16 protein-coding genes are annotated in these 17,189 nt (G+C 59.1%); all 16 read right to left on the bottom strand.

Annotated elements, in window-relative coordinates; translation table 11 throughout:
• Positions 1-10: 10 nt before the first annotated feature.
• The 16 genes from Q4T40_19305 to Q4T40_19230 all read right to left on the bottom strand — a co-directional run bounded on the left by Q4T40_19305 (position 11) and on the right by Q4T40_19230 (position 17,187).
• A complete protein-coding gene (locus Q4T40_19305) occupies positions 11-1,189 on the bottom strand; it encodes a hypothetical protein (protein ID MDT8903383.1) in 1,179 nt (392 codons plus the stop codon).
• Positions 1,190-2,077 carry a 2-oxoacid:acceptor oxidoreductase family protein gene (locus Q4T40_19300; GenBank protein MDT8903382.1) on the bottom strand — a complete coding sequence of 296 codons (888 nt, stop codon included), beginning with the start codon at positions 2,075-2,077 and terminating at the stop codon, positions 1,190-1,192.
• Between the two features lie 34 nt (positions 2,078-2,111).
• Positions 2,112-2,810: an acetate--CoA ligase family protein gene (locus tag Q4T40_19295; protein ID MDT8903381.1), complete on the bottom strand. Its 699-nt coding sequence runs from the start codon at positions 2,808-2,810 to the stop codon at positions 2,112-2,114.
• Positions 2,811-2,830: 20 nt separating this feature from the next.
• On the bottom strand, positions 2,831-4,270 hold the full coding sequence (locus Q4T40_19290; GenBank protein MDT8903380.1) for a CoA-binding protein: 1,440 nt from the start codon (positions 4,268-4,270) through the stop codon (positions 2,831-2,833).
• 203 nt (positions 4,271-4,473) lie between these two features.
• The gene (locus tag Q4T40_19285; GenBank protein MDT8903379.1) at positions 4,474-5,529 is read right to left on the bottom strand and encodes an Ldh family oxidoreductase; all 1,056 of its coding nucleotides are present in this window, start codon (positions 5,527-5,529) and stop codon (positions 4,474-4,476) included.
• Positions 5,530-5,534: 5 nt separating this feature from the next.
• Complete coding sequence (locus tag Q4T40_19280) at positions 5,535-6,548, bottom strand: hydroxyacid dehydrogenase (protein MDT8903378.1); 1,014 nt, start codon at positions 6,546-6,548, stop codon at positions 5,535-5,537.
• A gap of 23 nt (positions 6,549-6,571) precedes the next feature.
• Positions 6,572-8,476 carry a TRAP transporter permease gene (locus Q4T40_19275; GenBank protein ID MDT8903377.1) on the bottom strand — a complete coding sequence of 635 codons (1,905 nt, stop codon included), beginning with the start codon at positions 8,474-8,476 and terminating at the stop codon, positions 6,572-6,574.
• A gap of 74 nt (positions 8,477-8,550) precedes the next feature.
• The gene (locus Q4T40_19270; GenBank protein ID MDT8903376.1) at positions 8,551-9,597 is read right to left on the bottom strand and encodes a TAXI family TRAP transporter solute-binding subunit; all 1,047 of its coding nucleotides are present in this window, start codon (positions 9,595-9,597) and stop codon (positions 8,551-8,553) included.
• An 86-nt stretch (positions 9,598-9,683) separates the two neighbouring features.
• Positions 9,684-10,238 (bottom strand): UbiX family flavin prenyltransferase, encoded by a 555-nt coding sequence (locus tag Q4T40_19265; GenBank protein ID MDT8903375.1) that lies wholly within the window; start codon positions 10,236-10,238, stop codon positions 9,684-9,686.
• A gap of 16 nt (positions 10,239-10,254) precedes the next feature.
• On the bottom strand, positions 10,255-11,604 hold the full coding sequence (locus tag Q4T40_19260) for a UbiD family decarboxylase (protein MDT8903374.1): 1,350 nt from the start codon (positions 11,602-11,604) through the stop codon (positions 10,255-10,257).
• Positions 11,605-11,635: 31 nt separating this feature from the next.
• A complete protein-coding gene (locus Q4T40_19255) occupies positions 11,636-12,739 on the bottom strand; it encodes a Xaa-Pro peptidase family protein (protein MDT8903373.1) in 1,104 nt (367 codons plus the stop codon).
• 18 nt (positions 12,740-12,757) lie between these two features.
• Positions 12,758-13,765 (bottom strand): 4-hydroxy-2-oxovalerate aldolase, encoded by a 1,008-nt coding sequence (gene dmpG, locus Q4T40_19250; protein ID MDT8903372.1) that lies wholly within the window; start codon positions 13,763-13,765, stop codon positions 12,758-12,760.
• On the bottom strand, positions 13,762-14,649 hold the full coding sequence (locus Q4T40_19245; GenBank protein MDT8903371.1) for an acetaldehyde dehydrogenase (acetylating): 888 nt from the start codon (positions 14,647-14,649) through the stop codon (positions 13,762-13,764). The genes dmpG and Q4T40_19245 overlap by 4 nt, the downstream gene beginning before the upstream one ends.
• 18 nt (positions 14,650-14,667) lie before the next feature.
• On the bottom strand, positions 14,668-15,453 hold the full coding sequence (locus tag Q4T40_19240; GenBank protein ID MDT8903370.1) for a fumarylacetoacetate hydrolase family protein: 786 nt from the start codon (positions 15,451-15,453) through the stop codon (positions 14,668-14,670).
• 16 nt (positions 15,454-15,469) lie between these two features.
• Entirely contained in the window at positions 15,470-16,360 is an 891-nt protein-coding gene (locus Q4T40_19235) for a molybdopterin-binding protein (protein MDT8903369.1), read from the bottom strand.
• Complete coding sequence (locus Q4T40_19230; protein MDT8903368.1) at positions 16,351-17,187, bottom strand: hypothetical protein; 837 nt, start codon at positions 17,185-17,187, stop codon at positions 16,351-16,353. Before Q4T40_19230 ends, Q4T40_19235 begins: the two co-directional genes overlap by 10 nt.
• Positions 17,188-17,189 lie beyond the last annotated feature (2 nt).

The raw sequence follows: 17,189 nt of genomic DNA, 5'->3' as shown, positions 1-17,189 counted from the left end.
TCCTCCTTATTCAGTCCCATATCAGCCAGTTGGTCTCCGCCGTTTTCCGGCCGTTCATGGCGGCAGCGGTGACGTTCAGGGCCTTTTCGATGTGGTCGTAGGTGATGTCGGTGTTGCATAGTCCGTCAATGAAGTCGAGAACTGTCTTGGGCGGGTTGGCCATGTCGGCCAGCACGGCCTTCATTTCCATGTATAGGTGCCCGCAGTTCCAGCCGAGACAGATGCTACGATCAATAACGGCGACCGCCTTTTTGCCTTCAAGCACTTCCATCAGCCTTTCCCGCGGGTACGGCCGAAACACCCTCATCCTAGCCAAGCCGGCCTTTAACCCGCGTTCCCGGGCAGCGTCGACGACAACCCTGGCCGTGCCGGCGCAGCTGCCCGCGGTGAGGATGAGAATCTCCGCGTCGTCCGCCAGATACGTGTCGACCATGCCGCCGTACTCGCGCCCAAAAATAGCCTTGAATTCCTGTTCAATGAGGGCAATTTTGGTTTTGGCGGCCTCGAACGCTTGCACTGTCTTGTAGCGGTATTCCGCGAATTCTTTGCCCACGATGCTGGGGCTGAAGTGCAGGTTTTCGCCGGAGAGAAGCGTCGTTCTGCCGCTGTTCTTTACCGGCGCGAGGAATTTGTCGACATCCGCCTGCTCGGGGACTTCCACCCGTTCGGACAAGTGGGACAGGTAAAAGCCGTCATACGCGACCACTACCGGTAGCAAGATGTCAGGGTCCTCGGCGAGGCGATAAGCCATGATCACCGAGTCGAGGATCTCCTGGCAGGTTTCGGGCTCGATCTGGATCCAGCCGCTGTCCCGTATGCTCATGATGTCCTGGCGTCCGCCGCCAACGCCGCGCATTGAGGGCGTTTCGCGGGTGACGTCGACCATTACTGCCGGTATGCGCATGCCGGCACAGTACATGAGAGCCTCATTCATATACGCCAGACCCCAGGAGGAGGTGGCGGTAAAGACCCGTCCTCCGGCCACTCCCGCGGCGGTGATGACGCTCATCGAAGTGTGTTCGCCCTCGACTTCAACCATTTCGCAGTCAAGTTGCCCGGCGGCGTGAAAATGCGCCAGTTCTTCCGCCAGAGGCGTCTGGGGCGTTATCGGATACATTGCGATGACATCCGGCCGCGACAGACGTACGCCGTGAGCGGCGGCCTTATTGCCGGTAAGTACCTTAATCAATTAAATAACCTCCTCCGCCGTCATTTTGATGGCATGGGCCGGGCACATGTTAGCGCAAACTCCACAGCCTTTGCAGTAAGCCAAGTCGGGGTGGTAGTATCCGTCATCACCCAGCTTCATGCAGCCGACAGGGCAGTAAATGCTGCACCAGCCGCACAGCCGACAGGGCGATTTATCCAGTTCCGGCCTTCTGTACCGCCAGTCGCCGGTACGGACATTCAACAGTTTTTGGGATACGTCGGCCCAGGCCGCGGCAAAAGTAGTTGTTATCTCGGGCGGCTTCACTATGTCGACTAGGTCGCTTTGCCCCTTTTCCCGTTCCGCTGTCTTTGCCGGCGTATAACGGGAAACCTCAACTTCCGCATAGCCTCTTTCCAGGCTTCTGATGTTTTTAGCCAACAGATCGCCTTGGAAGTATAATGCCAGGGCCTCTTTAAGGTCGTCCAACCGCACGAGGCCGGTCGCCTTGGCAAAAGCGCCCAGCATGCAGGTGTTGGTAATAGCGGTGCCGGTTTCCTCAAGGGCGATGCCCACTCCGTCCACGACGGCGAGCATCCCCTGGTTGAGGCTGAGATCCTCGATGGCCTGCTTATGCTTGGTATTAGCGATAATTGTTCCGCCGGATTTGAACCCGTCGTAATTGGCGCGGATTTCGGTGAGCGACTGGTCCAGCATTAGAAGAATGTCCGGCCGATAAACCCTGGTTCGCTCCCGGATCGGCTGCTCGCCGTAGCGCGCGAAGGCCATAACCGCCGATCCCCGCCTCTCAACGCCGAACGACGGGAATACGGAGGCATACTTTCCCCCGAGAACAAAAGCGTTGGCGAGCATTTCGGCAGCGATTACCGTCCCCTGTCCGCCGCGGCCGTGTAACCTTATTTCACCCATACATCTAACCTCCATCTCTATGGCGAATGACTTGTCACGATGATTTGAGAACGAGACGCGCGTCAACGACTGTACAGCCGTCGGGATAACAAAACACGGGGTTGAAATCGAGTTCGGCGATTTCGGGGTATTCGGCCAGCAGCTTCCCGGTGTTGACCATTACCTCGCAGAGGGCGTCAATGTCGCAGGGCTTGTCCCCCCGGACGCCTTGCAGCAGTTTGTAAACCTTGGTTTCCCTCACCTGACGCAGAGCTTCGTCTTTGTCGAGCGGCGCCAGCCTGAAGGAGACGTCCTTGAAGACTTCGACGTATATTCCGCCCATGCCGAACATAACGACCGGGCCGAACTGATCGTTGCGCAGGCCGCCGACAACCACCTCGACGCCTTTAGGCATCTGTTTCTGCACTATGACGCCACCGATCTCGGCGCCGGGAGCGCTTTTTGCGATATTCGCCAGCATGCGGTCGTAGGCCCGGCCAAGTTCATCGGCGGTCGCTATTCCCGTGACCACCCCGCCAACATCCGATTTGTGGACTATCTGGCGAGAGAAGATTTTGATGACAACCGGGAAGCCCATGCTTGTTGCGGCTGCTATGCATTCCGCCTTGCCGGGCGCCAGCACCGTGGCCGGACAGGCTATGTCGTAGGCCCGGCAGATCTGCTGCGCTTCGAGTTCAGGAATAACGGCATCTCCGGCGGCGATACTGCTGGTGATTATTTTCCGACAATCCATATTGACCCCCTAAATCCTTTCTATTGACAGGCGTTTCGCCGCCGATACGCGCTGTATCTGACCATGTTGACCATGACCCGGGCGGCGTCGTCCGGGAATTCGAAGGTCGGCAAACCCTGTTCCTCGAGCAACGTCCGGCATCTGGCAACCGCGTTGCCGGCGAGCATGACCGACAGCAGCGGTTTTTTCTTTTCGTCCGGCACCGAATTGTAGCCTTCGGCGATCGCCGCGGCCAGTTCGTCATCCTTGATGAATCCCGGGGGAGTCGTCATGAAAATGATGCCATCAATGCCGTCATCGTTCATCAACAGTCTGAGGACATCGGTATGCATCTTGGGATTGACCGAGGCGGTCATGTCTATATAACCGTCCGGACTGCCGATGTTGGCACTGGCTACCAGGTACTTGGCCGCTTCTTTTTTCAGCTCGTCGCTGAAATGGGCCAGCGAGACTTCGCCGGTTGACACCAGTTCGTCGACGCAAATGGTGCTCGGCCCGCCGACGACGGTGAGTATCGCGATTCGGTTGCCTTTGGGAAGGGGCATTTTATCGAATACCCTCGCGGTGTGATAGAATTCGGCGACGCTCTGCGCCCTGATCACGCCCGCCTGGCGGAAGGCGCCGTCGTAGATGTCGTTGTTGCCGGCGATGGATGCGGTGTGGCTCTGGGCGACGTTAGTGCCCAACGAGGTTTTCCCCCCTTTGATGACGACGATCGGCTTCCGCTTCGTCACCTTTGCGGAGATGTCGATCAGGCCGCGGGCATCGACGATGCCCTCCATGTACATAGCTATGACCTTGGTTTTCTCGTCGTCGCTCATGTAGGCGAGCAAGTCGCGGAAATCCAGGTCGGCCATGTTGCCGAGCGAGACGAACTTATTGACGCCGACCAGTTTTTGATCTCTGGCCCAGCGTAAAAACGAGGTGGCGAAGGCCGCGCTCTGGCTGATTACGCTGACGCCGCCTTTCGGGGTGTTAGGCGGTACGCTGAATGTTGTGTTGACGCCGTTGTAAGTATCGGCCACCCCCTGGCAATTCGGGCCGATTATCCGCGCGCCGCTCGCTTTGATTGTCGCGATCAACTCGCTTTGCAGTTGCTCGCCTTCGGCGGTCGCCATCTCCTTGAAACCGGCGGTGACCACGGCTACCGCTCCGGCGTCGCCCTTCTCGCCGCGCCGCCGGGCAATCTGACGGGCCACGCCCAGGCTGTGCTGAGCGCCGACGGCGATGACGACGAGGTCGACCGGCTCCGGAATAGACATGAGATCAGGGTAACATTTTAGGCCGACAATCTCGTCCGACCGGGGGTTCACGGGGAACACCTTGCCGTTCAGGCTCATTTGCTTTGCGAACTGCACTATCTGGTTGTTGGGGCTGCCCGGCGTCGCCGAAGCGCCGACCACGGCGACGCCCCGGGGATTGAAAAAGTTGTCGATGGGGGCAGTGAACGGTTCCGCCATCTCTGCCGCTTCCTCCTTTAACCCTCGCGGAACTGTCTTGCCCGCGGAGGACTTTGAGAAAATTTTCACACATTCCGAGTACACTATCGTTGGGAAGGGTCGCTGAGACCTATTATTTATCTGTTCCGCCGCCGGCTAAAAGAGACTGGCCGCCATCGCGTTCGCCCAGGCCCCGCCGGCTTCTTCGCGGAAAGAGCGTTTCCTCACAGAATGGCGAATTTTTTCGCCCAACCCTCCAGTACGTTCCATGTCGCCAGCGGCAACACTGCGCCTTTTTCCGTCCTCTGTCTGAGGGTGTTGGCCTCGATCTCGCCCGGCAGGAAAATTTCCGTGAAGCCTTTCGCAAGCTTGGAGCTTTTCAGCTCGCTTCTGCTACGCTGCATGCCGGCGAAGAAATCATCAATCTCCATAAAATCTTCGATATTGACGAGGACGGCGAAGTGACCGATATCCTGGGCTTTGGCCAAATCGCCGTACAGGGAGGTTATCCCCTGGCCGAAGTTTGACCCGGTCATTATACCGGCCATAATGTCGATGATGAGTGACAAGCCGTATCCCTTGGGTCCGCCTACGGGCAGAAGGATTCCTTCGAGCGCAGCTTTGGGGTCGGTCGTCGGTTCGCCGTCTTTGTTGAGGGCGACGCCGTCGGGAAGTTTATAACCTTTCTGGGCGGCGAGGAATACTTTCCCGCGCGCACTGGCGCTTGTCGCCATGTCGAGAATGACCGGGTCGCCCTGGGTGGGTACGCCGAAGGAGATGGGGTTGGTGCCGATGCTGAGGGTGACGCCGCCCCACGGGGCCATGAGCGGGGTGCTGTTGGTCATCGCCATGGCCGCCATGTTAGCTTTGGTGGCAAGTTCGGTATAGAAACCGAGGGCGCCGCAGTGGTTGGTGTTGCGCACGCCTACCGCGCAGACGCCGGCAGTTCTGGCCTTGGCGATTGCCATTTCTATCGCCAGAGTGAACGCCACCTGGCCGAGGCCTCCCTGAGCATCGACGAGGAGCAGGCCGGCCTTTTCCTTTACTACTTTGAGGTCGGTAACGGCTTTGACGCTGCCGGACTGGATACGTTTGAGGTAGATATCCAGCCAACGGACGCCGTGCGACTCTACGCCCTTGAGGTCGGCGTTGACCATGACCTCAGCGACCATCGTGCCTTGTTCGCGGGGGACGCCGACTTTTTCAAGCAGGCTGGTTACCAGGTCTTTGAGCTCCTGGGGGGCAATGGTTACGACTTCTTTATCAACGCTTACTTTCATTATAGTCACTCTCCTTGAGATCGCTTCGTCAGCCTTTCCCATACCTGGGGATTAATGATGTTGGCCGGTTTTTTGCCTTGATAATAATCCGCAACGGCACGGGCGGAGCCGATGGCCAGCCGTTCGACCGCATCGTCGGTGGCGCCGGCGATATGGGGCGTCAACAATACGTTGGGGGCGCTGAAAAGCGGATTGGTAATGCTGGGAGGCTCCTGCCAGAATACGTCGAGGACGGCGCCGGCAATTTTCCCTTGTTTAAGGGCGGCGGCAAGAGCCTGTTCGTCAACAAGTTCTCCGCGACCGGCGTTGATGAGGATGGCGGTCGTTTTCATCTCGTCCAGGACGGCGGCGTCGATCATGTTTTCCGTTTCCTGGGTAGCGGGGGTGTGGAGGGTAACGAAGTCCGCGCTGCGATATATTTCGCGAATGTCGCTGACCATTCTGGCTCCCGGGGGCGCTTCTTTCTTGTATGGGTCATAGGCCAGCACATCCATGCGAAGAAAGGAGGCGGCCATCTCGGCGACCTGGGATCCAATTTTGCCTAGACCGATCACGCCGACGCAGCGGCCGGGAAGCTCGCTGCCACCCAGGTTGAACTTTTTCACCAGGCCGGGAAGAGATGCGCCCGGCTGGATGAGCTTACCGGACCTGAGCGCCTTGTCGCCGTCGAGGAACTTCCGCGACACCATCATGATGGCGGTAAGCACGTATTCAACGACCGAGTAGGCGTTAGCGTCGGGGACATTGGCGATGACGATGTTACGCTTGTCGGCGGCGGCCAGGTCGATGTTGTTATAACCAATTCCGTGGCGACCGATGATTTTCAGATCTTTGCCCGCTTCCAGCACCTTTCCGGCGAGCAGGCTGGTGCGGACGATGATGCCGAATACGTCGTCCCTGACCAGTTCCGCCAGGGTATCGGTGTCCGTCGAAGGCGACACCACCGGCTCCAGACCGGCCTGGCGGAGGATCGTTACTCCCGATTCATGGATCGGCTCGACTAAGAGCACTTTTGTCACTGTTCACCCATCTCCCTTTTGGGTCATGATTCTTGGCTGTTCGGCTTCGTCTGCGGGTCAGCCGGGAATTTTAGCCTACGTGCTTTACGATACTGAGTCAGCAGAATGAAGACGCATATCGCCAGTCCAGTGTAGTCGGTGACGGCCATGGGAATGATCAGAAGCAGGGACCCGATGGCCCCGAGCACCCTTTCCCAAAGCTTAGCCTTGGTGAAATACCAGCCCATGGCAGCGCCGCCCAGTACGTAAATCCCCAGTACGGAAATCAGCGTGCGCCAGATTACCCAATAAGCCGGGCCCTGCATCAGAAGCGCTTGATCGTTGGTGATGACGAAGGGAATTATGAACCCGCCGAGAGTGAATTGGAACGCCATCCAGCCGGTCTTGGCTGCATCGGCCTTAGCGATGCCTGAGGCGGTATAGGCCGCGAGGGCTACAGGTGGCGTTACGAACGACAGCAAAGCGAAGTAGAATACAAACATGTGGGCTGCAAGCACGGGAATGCCCATCTGGATGACGGTCGGCACCATCAATAGGACGACGATGATATAAGCCGAGATGGTCGGCATACCCATGCCAAGGATAATGCATACAAACATGATCGCGATGAGGGTGATAAACTTGCTGCCGGCGGCCATGGCTAGGAAGAAGGAGCTGAACTGCAGGCCCAGGTTGGTGCTGATGACAACGCCAATAATAATGCCGGCGGCGGCGCAGGGGATGGCGACGGCCGGGAGGGTCCTAATTGCCGAGACGAGGCCATCGAGGCATTTCATAGGAAGCATGCGCGTTTCCTTGCGCAAAAAACTTAAGACGATCAGCATGGCTGTCGACTTGAGGCCGGCGGCCATAAGCGAGTTGCCGATGCCCATGAATACGACTAGGGCTACCAGGGGAATCATCAGGTGGCCGTAGCGCCTGACTGATTCCTTAAGGTTCGGCAGATCTGCTTTGGCCATCCCCTTGAGGCCGGACTTCTGGGCGTAGAAATCGACCTGAAAAAAGATGCTTAGGTAGTAGAGGATGGCGGGTATTGCCGCCGCCAGGGCGATTTCGAAGTAGGAGATGCCGGTGACCTCAGCCATAACGAAAGCTGCGGCACCCATTACCGGCGGCATGAGCTGTCCGCCGGTGGAAGCGGCGGCTTCGATACCACCCGCGACATGGGGCGCAAAACCCGTCCTTTTCATAAGAGGGATGGTGAAGGCACCTACACCGACGACATTGGCCACAGCACTGCCGCTGATGGTTCCCATTGCGCCGCTGGCAATAACCGCCGCTTTAGCCGGGCCGCCCCTCGCCCAGCCGGCCACGCGGAGAGCGAAATCGATAAACAGTTTGCCGCCGCCGCTGACCTCGAGAAAGGCGGTGAAGAGGATGAAATAGAAGACGTAGGCGATGACGGCGCCGATCGGCTGACCGAAGATGCCGCCAGGAGAGAGAACCTGATTGTCGATGAAGTCGGCGATTCCGGCGCCACGATGACCGAGAGGGCCGGGAATCCACGGCCCAAGAAAGCCGTAGGCCATGAACACAGCGACGATAACTGCAAGGCTCATGCCGGCGACCCGGCGGGTAGTTTCCATAATAATGGCGATAAGGGCCACGCCAAGAATGAGGTCCATACTCGTGGGGTCGTCGATAAAGGGAATTCTCAGGCTGATGCGTTCCGCGCTGAGCAAAACGTAGACTATCTGCACGACCATGATAACGCCCATTGTAATATTGGTATATTTTTCCCATTTCGACTTAGGGGGTTTGAGGCAAACCAACAGCATACACAAGGACAGGAAAACCAGTCTGTGGACCATGATCGGGACCATGGCGAACGACATTGCCATTAATTGGAATGCGAGGAGGGCTACGGCCAGGCCCCGCTCAGCCCAAACTCTCCAGCCGGTGTGGATTTCTTCTCTGGTTTCTTCCAAAGCCTTTTCCTCCTATTACTGACTCCCGGCAGCTCCCGGGGTGCCTTCCGGCGCCCCGGGGCGGCGGGCGGCTGCTACTTCATATAGCCTTTTTCCTTGTAGTATTTCTCAGCGCCGGGATGGAGGGGGACGAAACCGTTCTTCTCCGGCGTCCAGGCGGTTGCAGGGTCGAAGTCGACAAGGCTGGCATGGACGGTAGCCAGTTTTGCTTTATTTTCACACAGGGCCTTGGTTATGATATAGGCAACTTCGTTAGACATCTTGGTGGTCGCGATGACGCCGGTGGGATAGCCGATAGCGGGAACATCGGCGGTCACGCCTGTAAATTCGCCTTTTTCGAATTTCAGGTTGGCCTGATGTCCGTATTTATCCACGAGGTACTTGGCTTTATCGGGTTCGAGGGCGAGGAACCGGATGCCGTCGCGAAGAGCCATCTCCATGATGTCCGGCTGCTTGTAACCGACATTGTGAATGAAGATGTCTGCCTGGCCGTCCTGCATCTGCTGGATGGCTACCGGCAGGTCGATATGGTTGACCGAACCGCCCATTTCCTTGATGGTATCATAGGTCATACCGTAGGCTTCGAGAATCTGGCGGGCGAGAGCTTCGCCGGCGCCGCCGCGCTGTACGGTTACTAGACGGATTTTCATTTTCTTGTCTTTGATTTCCTGGAGGCTCTTGATGCCGAGGTCGGTGCGCACCATAATGCCGATGCGGTGCGGCTTGTTCAGGCCGCCGACGAGTGAGCGAAGGTTGTCCATCTTGCCTTTGCTTTCATAGTCGACGATCCCCTTGTAGGCCCAATTGGAAGCGGTGCTGAAAGAAAGACCGAGGTCGGCTGAACCTTTGGAAACGAGGATAGGGTTGCCCACGCCGCCCTGATAGGGGAGTACGTCGATCTTGGAGCCGGCAGGTAATGCGGGCTTAATGATTTCGGCCATGTTGACGGCGTAGATGTACCAGCTACCGCCGACGCTGAACGACGCAAACTTCAGATCGACCGGCTTCGTGAGAGCATCCGACTTGTTAGCTGACGGCGCCCCACCCTGCTGCGACGAACCACAGCCGGCGACAACGAGGCCCAGGATGACCACCATGATAACTAGAAAACGCTTGTTCACTTCTTTTCCCCCTTTATTTTAATTGATTATACCCTCCAAGGATTGTCTTCGCCCGGCTTCCTCCGTGGCCACCTCCCCTTCCATGGTCAGCCTGCCCATCTTGGGAAGAGCTGATTATCGACACCGAGAGCGTCGGCTATCCGCCCTACCATACACTTGACCAGGCCGTCGATATTTTCGGGTAGATGATAGAAGCCCGGGCTGGCCGGCATTATCGTGACTCCGAGATTGGAAAGCGAGAGCATGTTGACAAGATGGATGGAGCTTAACGGGGTTTCCCTCGGTACAAGCACTAGTCGGCGCCGTTCCTTTATTACAACGTCGGCGGCGCGGCAGAGAAGGTTGTCGGCGAGGCCGTGAGCGATTGCGGCGACAGTGCGCATAGAGCAAGGCGCGACAACCATGGCATCTGTCTTGAATGATCCGCTGGCGATAGCAGCACCGAGATTGTCGAAAGCGTGCAGACGGGTTACCAGATTCTCGACATCTTGTGGCGAAACGTTGCACTCATGCTCCAGCACCTTCCAGCCGTTCGCCGACACGACCGCGTGAATTTCGTGGCCTTCGCCGCTCAGGAACTTAAGCAGCTCCCAGCCGTAAACGGCACCGCTTGCCCCTGATACCCCCACAATAATGCGCACGAGTTAGACCTCCATTTTACGGCTTGTCAATATAGGCGTCAAGGTTGAGGTCTTTTTCCCCGGGAATGCGGATTTTCTCGAACCGAAAGGGGTCGGAGCCGCAGGGAACGGTGGCGTCGATGCCCAGCTTATCACTGAGACCGTCGTTGCTGGACGGGTCAAGCTTGTTGCCGAGGGCGTCCGAAACGACGACAAGATCGCGACCGGCCTGGAAGCGGGTGGCAATCGCCCACTCGACGTCGACGGGATCGAAGATGTCGACATCCTTGTCGACGACAACGACGCGCTTGACTTCCTGGCTGCTGGCGAAGGCGGCAAACATGGCGTTTTTCGCTTCGCCCTCGTTCTGTTTGTCGATAGCGATGACCGCATGGTAGCGACAGGTGCCGCCGGGGGTAAGATGAACGGCCAATGCGTTGGGCACGGCTCCTTTGATCACCTGCAGCATGCCGCCCTCACGGGGGATGGCGCCCAGCAGCATGTGCTCCATGGTCGCCGGTACGATGGTGTGGAATATGGGATTGCGTCGGGTGGTAATGGCGGTAAGCTCGATGACCGGCTTGGGTGAGGCCGGACCGTAATACTTGGGATATTCGCCAAACGGGCCCTCGATTTCACGGACGTCCGGCAGCAAGCGCCCTTCGAGAACGATCTCGGCATGGGCTGGGACTGCCAGGTCCACGGTCTCTCCAGGGACAAGTTCGAGCGGCCGGTCGTATAGAGCGCTGGCGATGGTATATTCGTCGAAACCGAGCGGAGCGATGGCCTGCGAGGCCAGCAGGAGGATGGGGTCAACCCCGATGGCAATAGCCACGTCCAGCGGCTTGCCCTGGGCTTCCGCCTTGCGATAGAAGTGAGACAGGTGCCGGGGCAGGATAAGTATGCCGAGACGATTGGGGCCGAGAACGTGAAGACGGTGGATAGAAAGATTACCCGCCCCGGTCTCCGGGTCCTTGGATATCAATACACCGGCGGTGATGTAAGGACCGCCGTCTTTTTCGTGGTGGACCGGGATGGGTAGCTTGCCGAGATCGACGGACAGTTCGACGACTTCTTTGACCGGCGCCTGGCTTTTGTCGATAATCGCGAAGTCGCAGGGCGAGGCCTGGGCAGCGGAAACAGCTTCGACCAACTTTTCCGTCGGCACGCCCACCGCTTTGGCAAACATGGCGCGGGTGCCTGCCAGGCCGGTGACGACAGGGATGCCGGCGCCGGCGACGTTGTTGAACAACAGCGCGTACTTGCCGTCGGCCTTCTTCCCGAGGCCGGCAATCTCATACTTTAAGTTTACCTCGCGGCTGACCGTTTTGATCAACCCGTCGCCTTTCAGCACGTCGAGCCAGTCGCGTAGCGACTTGATACTCATGAATTCTCCCCTCCTTACGCTGATATTGTCCTTACATCCTGATAAGCTGCCGCGGATAGTCGGTAAGAATCTCATTGGCCCGCTCGCCGACATAGATGCAGTCGGTCACGCGGGGACCGCCAATCTCGGGTATGTAGACGGTCGGCAGCAGCAGGTCGACGACCATGCCCGCTTCGATCGTCTCCGTCCGCCCCTTGCCGATGACAGGGTAAAATTCCGATTGCCTGAGGCCGACGCCGTAGCCGGCGTAGTCGAGATAATGCTTCTCCCACCCCGCTTCCGCGACAATTCGCCGCGCCGCGCCGTCGACGTCGCCGGCGGCGACTCCCGGCCGCAGCGCATCGATGGCCGCTTCCTGAGCCCTTAGCAGAAGGTCGTACACCGCCACCCTGCCGGCCGGTACGTCGCCCACCGCCACCGTGCGGCACACCTTTGCCGTATACCCACGGCAGGCGGCTCCCAGGTGGATGACGACGATTTCGCCGACGCCTATCGCCTTGTCTGACGCGCAGGGATGGGTGAGCAGGGTCCGTTCGCCGGAAACCACCTGCGGCCTGAAGGGCGAGCCGTCCGAGCCGGCCTTGAGCATAGCGTATTCGGCTTCGGCGAGCACCTCGTTTTCGCGGGCGCCCGGCCTCACCGCCCGGACGGCGGCAGCCATGCCGGCGGCGACGATCCGGCCCGCCTTACGCATGCGGGCAAGTTCTTCCGCATCCTTCACGGCACGCAGCTTGTAAAAGAGGTCGCCGGCATTGACGAAGTTATCCGGGGAAAAAGCCTGGCGCAGGGCGTCGAAGACGCCGAAGGCGACGAAATAGCGCTCGAAACCGACGCGGGGGGCGCTGAAGCCGTAGGCCCGCATGCACTCTATGCACTTCGCGGCCAGCGTCTCGCGCGGGAAATGATATCCATATGCGGTCAAGCCTGATTGCCGGCTGACGTAGTCGGCGTCCAGCCAGAGGGTTACGGCGCAGGCTTCGCCCTCGCGAGGGATGAGGATGGCCAGGCACTCGATCTGGGTGAGGCCGGTAAAATAGATGAGGTTTTCGCGGTTATTGACGAAGAGGATATCCAGGCCCTGTTCGGCCATCATCTGCTGGGCTTGCCCAATTCGCCGCCGGTAAACCGCCGTCATGTCCTCGCCTCCGGTTCGTTATGCCTGTTTAGCTTTTGCCAGGTCGATGGCGACATCAAGAATAAGGTCTTCCTGCCCGCCGACTGTTTTGCGTCGTCCCATCTCGATAAGAATATCGCGGGCGTCGACACCGAACTTCTCGGCGGCCCGCCGGGCGTGAAGCATAAAGCTGCCGTAGGCACCGGCGTAGCCGATGGCCAGGGCCTCGTTCGAGATGATCTGCGGGCGATGCATGATCCCGTCGAGCACTTCACCGATATCCATGGCTTTGTAAAGATCGATACCAGTTTCCACGCCCATCTTGTTGAGCACCGCCACCAGCACTTCTAGTTGGGCGTTGCCCGCCCCTGCTCCGAGACCGCGCAGGCAGGCGTCGACTGATTCGGCCCCGGCCTCAATCGCGGCCAGGGTATTGCCGATCGCCAGGCCGAGGTTATTGTGACCGTGAAAACCAATCGGCAGCTTGACCGCCTCCCTGACTGCGCGGATGCGCGCGGCAACATCGGCAGGCACCATGGCGCCTGCGGAATCGGTGACATAGATCATGTCGGCGCCATAGCTTTCGAACAGTTTGGCCTGCTCCGCCACTTTCCCGGGCGGCGCCATGTGGGCCATCATCAGAAATCCGACCGCTTCGAGACCATGTTTCTTGGCGAAACCGATATGCTGCTCGCCAACGTCGGCCTCTGTGACGTGAGTGGCGACCCTTACCGTGCGCACGCCGTATTCCATCGCTTCTTCGAGGTGTTCGATTGTACCGATGCCGGGGATGAGCAGCACATCGAGCCTGGTGTTTTTTATGGCGCTGGCGACTGCCGCCAGGTATGCCTTATCGCTGGCGCGGGCGAAGCCGTACTGCATGGACGAGCCGCCCAGGCCGTCGCCGTGGCCGACTTCGATGGTGCCCACCCCGGCGGCGTCAAGTCCGGTGGCTATCTGCGCCATCTGTTCGGGGGTGAGCTGGTGGCTGACGGCGTGCATGCCGTCGCGCAGGGTTGCATCGATTATCCTGATCTTTTTCATCATCTTGCCCCTCCCCTCTTCAGATCGGCGTACCGCTCAGCCACTGCCACCGCCGCCGAGGTGATGATGTCGAGGTTGCCCGAATATTTAGGCAGGTAATCGCCGGCGCCTTCCACTTCGATCATCGACACCACCCGCTCTCCGTCGGCGTAGGGAGCGACTTTGAGCCGGTAGCCCGGCACGTACTGCCGGAGTTTACACACCATTTCCTCGACCGATTTCTTGATAGCTTCGATGCGCGTCGAGTCGCACTTGGCGTAAATGGTGTTGCGCATCATGATCGGCGGCTCGGCCGGATTTAAGATAATAATGGCTTTGGCGGCTCCGGCGCCGCCCACTTTGACGAGGGCGTTGCGGGTCGTCTGAGTGAATTCGTCGATGTTCTGCCTGGTGCCGGGACCGGCGCTGCGGCTGCTGATGGTCGATACGATCTCGGCATATTCGACCGGGGCGGCCTGGTTGATGGCGTAGACGATCGGCACTGTCGCCTGACCGCCGCAGGTGACCATGTTTACGTTCGGTTCGGAAAGCAGCTCGGTGTCCATGCCCACCGCCGGCACAACGTACGGGCCGACCGCGGCCGGCGTCAGGTCGACGGCGAAGATGCCGGCTTCCTTCAGCTTGGGGGCATGGACGAGATGGGGGCGCGCCCCGGTGGCGTCGAAAGCGATGTCGATTTTTTTGGCGGCGTGAACATCTAGTACGCCGTCGATGCCGTCCGCAGTGACGGCGATACCCCGTTCTGCGGCCATTTTCATGCCCGGCGTATCGGGGATAATTCCCGCCATGAGCGCAAGCTCTATATTTCGGCTGCGGAATATCTTCATCATCAGGTCTATCCCGATGTTTCCTGGTCCGATTATTGCCGCGCGTAGTTTTCCGTCCACTTCGTGCACCTCCGCAACTTATTTGACAAACCGCGCCCCCACCGTACCCAGACGGTCGAAAGCGGCACTGATGTTGTCTCCTGCAGCTACCGGGCAGGCCGCGGTTAGCGAACCCGACATGATTATTTCCCCGGCCTTAAGGGAGATGCCGTAGTCAGCCAGCTTATTGGCCAGCCAGGCGACGGCGTTGGCGGGATGGCCAAGTACGGCTGCGCCGGCGGCGGTGGCGACTGTTTCGCCGTTTTTCTCCAATACCAGGCCCATGTAGCGCAGATCGAATTCGTCGGCCGGGATGAGGCGGCCGCTGACGATTACTTTGCCGATGGACGCGCCGTCGGCGATGGTGTCCTGAATTTTAATCTTCCAGTCCTTGATACGGGTGTCAATTATCTCCAAAGCCGGCATAAGCCCGGCGGTGGCCTGCAGCACCTTTGTGACCGTCACGCCGGGGCCGGCGAGGTCCTCTTTGAGGACGAAGGCCACCTCTGCTTCGATCTTAGGGGCGATCAGTTCACTCAAAGAGAGCGGCTCGCCCTCAAAAACCATCATCCGGTCGGTGATGTAGCCGTAGTCGGGCTCGAAAACTCCGAGAGCGGTCTGCATCGCCTTGCTGGTAAGGCCGATTTTTTTGCCGACGATGGTGTGCCCGTCGGCAAGCCTGAGGTTCATGCCCGCAAGTTGCACCTGGTAGGCTTCTTCGTTGGTTATGCCAGGGTGACGGGCGGTCAGCGCTTCGATAGGGGCGTGGCCGGTTTCGGCCCCGTAAAGTTCCCGGGCAAGCTGGAGAATGATTTTGTCGTCCATGCTGTTCCTCCGTTCTCTAGTGATGCCACTTCTTGTGGCGGAGTTTCTCCCGCAGGATGGCGGCGATGTCGGCGGCTAGGGACTGCCTGTCGACAGGTCCGGCCATACAGTGACGGCGTAGGGCGGCACCGGCGACTACAACTTCGTCGTTGGGCCCGGGCAAGCTTACAAAGGTTGTCGGCCCGCAGCCGCCGACGCCGATGCGCACGCCGTCCTTGACGTGCCGCCCCGTGCCGGCCTGAAATTTGACTATCCACGGCGTAACCGCTGCAGGGTCGACTTTAGTCAGCGCCTCGATACTGAAGTCCTTATCCTCGGCACCCACGCCGCCGGTAGTGATTACCAGTCCGAAGCCGCGGTCGGCCGCATCCCGCAGCCGGTGGGCGATAATTTCGGCATTATCTTCGAGTATGCCGCCAAACTCGGCCCGGTAGCCCTGTTCGACAAGCACTCCGATGAGATAAGGGCTGTTGGTGTCTTCGATCATCCCTTTAGCAACCTCAAAGCCGGTGGCGAAGATGATTGCCCGCCCGAGGACGGCCCGCTCGATCTCGCTGCCCATGGCCTCCGCGCGGGCGACGATCCCGGCTGCTTCTTCCTCTGAGCCGCCGATGAGACCAAGAATGCCGGCGGAATCGACATAGGCCCCAGGGGTAATTTCAACACCGTTCACCTTGCCGACTGCGGCCAAAATAGCCTTCTCCTTGCCAGCAATTTGCCTGATGTCGATGGTTTTGGCCAGTAGGTCAAGACAGATATGGTCGTCGCGGACGTCGACCACCAGCACCTTGCCGGAGGGGATGGCCAGCACTTTGGCGACGGCGGCCGCGACGACCGTGAGATTAGCGGCTTTAAGCTCCAGCCCGTAAATCTTGAGCTCGGTTTTCTCGAGGAGATTCAGTTGCACGGTGCGACCACCTCCCGGACATCAAGCCTCATATCGAGAAGCGGAGCGTCAATGATGCTCACGCCGATATCGAGAATGTCGATGCCTTTGTCCTGGAGGGCCGGGATATCCTCCAGGCGGATACCCTGGGCGAAAGCTATTTTGACTTTGTCCCTCAGGCCGGCAGCACGGAGGACGCTGTTGACTGACGCCACGTCGGATAGATTACCGGTGTCGATCATGAGGATGTCGGCGCCGCCGCGGGCGGCAATGAGGGCTTCGGTGGCGATAGGTGCCGAGCGTCCTTTTATCTGAATGCATTTGATTTTATCATCCATCGCCGCTACCGTGGCCATAGTCGTTTCCACCCCGCCGAGCATGTGCACAAAGTTTTTGTCAAGGTACAGGAAGGGTCTATCGGTGATGCGGAAGGACGCCCCTCCGGCCACGACCGCATCCCTTACACACCGCTTTATTTCCGGTGGCATCTTTTTCCATGCTCCGCAGACGATCTTGAGCTCCGGTCCGGCGAGTTCGACAGCCCGCCGGGCGGCGGTGGCGATGCCGGAGGTTTTGGCCAGCAGGCCGATGGCTACTTCCTCGGCCATGGCCAACTGTTTGGGGGTGCCGGTGATCTTGGCGACCGGCGCGCCGGCAGACACTTCCGCGCCGTCGACAATCATCATCTCCACGGAGACCCCGAGGACGGCGAGCTGGTCCGCGAGCTGCGCCGTGCCGGTGACGACGCCGGCGCGCTCGGTGGCGATATATGCGTTGTACGGCCGGTGGCTTATTGAGGCGAAGATTATGTCGCGGATATCCTGTTGCGTCTGGGCCGCTGGTTGCATTT

It is taken from the genome of Selenomonadales bacterium 4137-cl, from assembly GCA_032334055.1.
Lineage (GTDB): Bacteria > Bacillota > Negativicutes > Sporomusales > UBA7701 > Anaeroselena > Anaeroselena agilis.
The sequence above is the reverse complement of the archived record's forward strand: the minus strand, read 5'-3'. Positions and strand labels throughout refer to the sequence as shown.

Coding starts and splice junctions, on each gene's coding strand:
- Q4T40_19230 (MDT8903368.1), bottom strand. CDS start 17,187: ATGCAACCAGCGGCCCAGACGCAACAGGATATCCGCGACATAATCTTC.
- Q4T40_19260 (MDT8903374.1), bottom strand. CDS start 11,604: ATGAGTATCAAGTCGCTACGCGACTGGCTCGACGTGCTGAAAGGCGAC.
- Q4T40_19255 (MDT8903373.1), bottom strand. CDS start 12,739: ATGACGGCGGTTTACCGGCGGCGAATTGGGCAAGCCCAGCAGATGATG.
- Q4T40_19295 (MDT8903381.1), bottom strand. CDS start 2,810: ATGGATTGTCGGAAAATAATCACCAGCAGTATCGCCGCCGGAGATGCC.
- dmpG (MDT8903372.1), bottom strand. CDS start 13,765: ATGATGAAAAAGATCAGGATAATCGATGCAACCCTGCGCGACGGCATG.
- Q4T40_19290 (MDT8903380.1), bottom strand. CDS start 4,270: ATGGCGGAACCGTTCACTGCCCCCATCGACAACTTTTTCAATCCCCGG.
- Q4T40_19285 (MDT8903379.1), bottom strand. CDS start 5,529: ATGAAAGTAAGCGTTGATAAAGAAGTCGTAACCATTGCCCCCCAGGAG.
- Q4T40_19240 (MDT8903370.1), bottom strand. CDS start 15,453: ATGGACGACAAAATCATTCTCCAGCTTGCCCGGGAACTTTACGGGGCC.
- Q4T40_19300 (MDT8903382.1), bottom strand. CDS start 2,077: ATGGGTGAAATAAGGTTACACGGCCGCGGCGGACAGGGGACGGTAATC.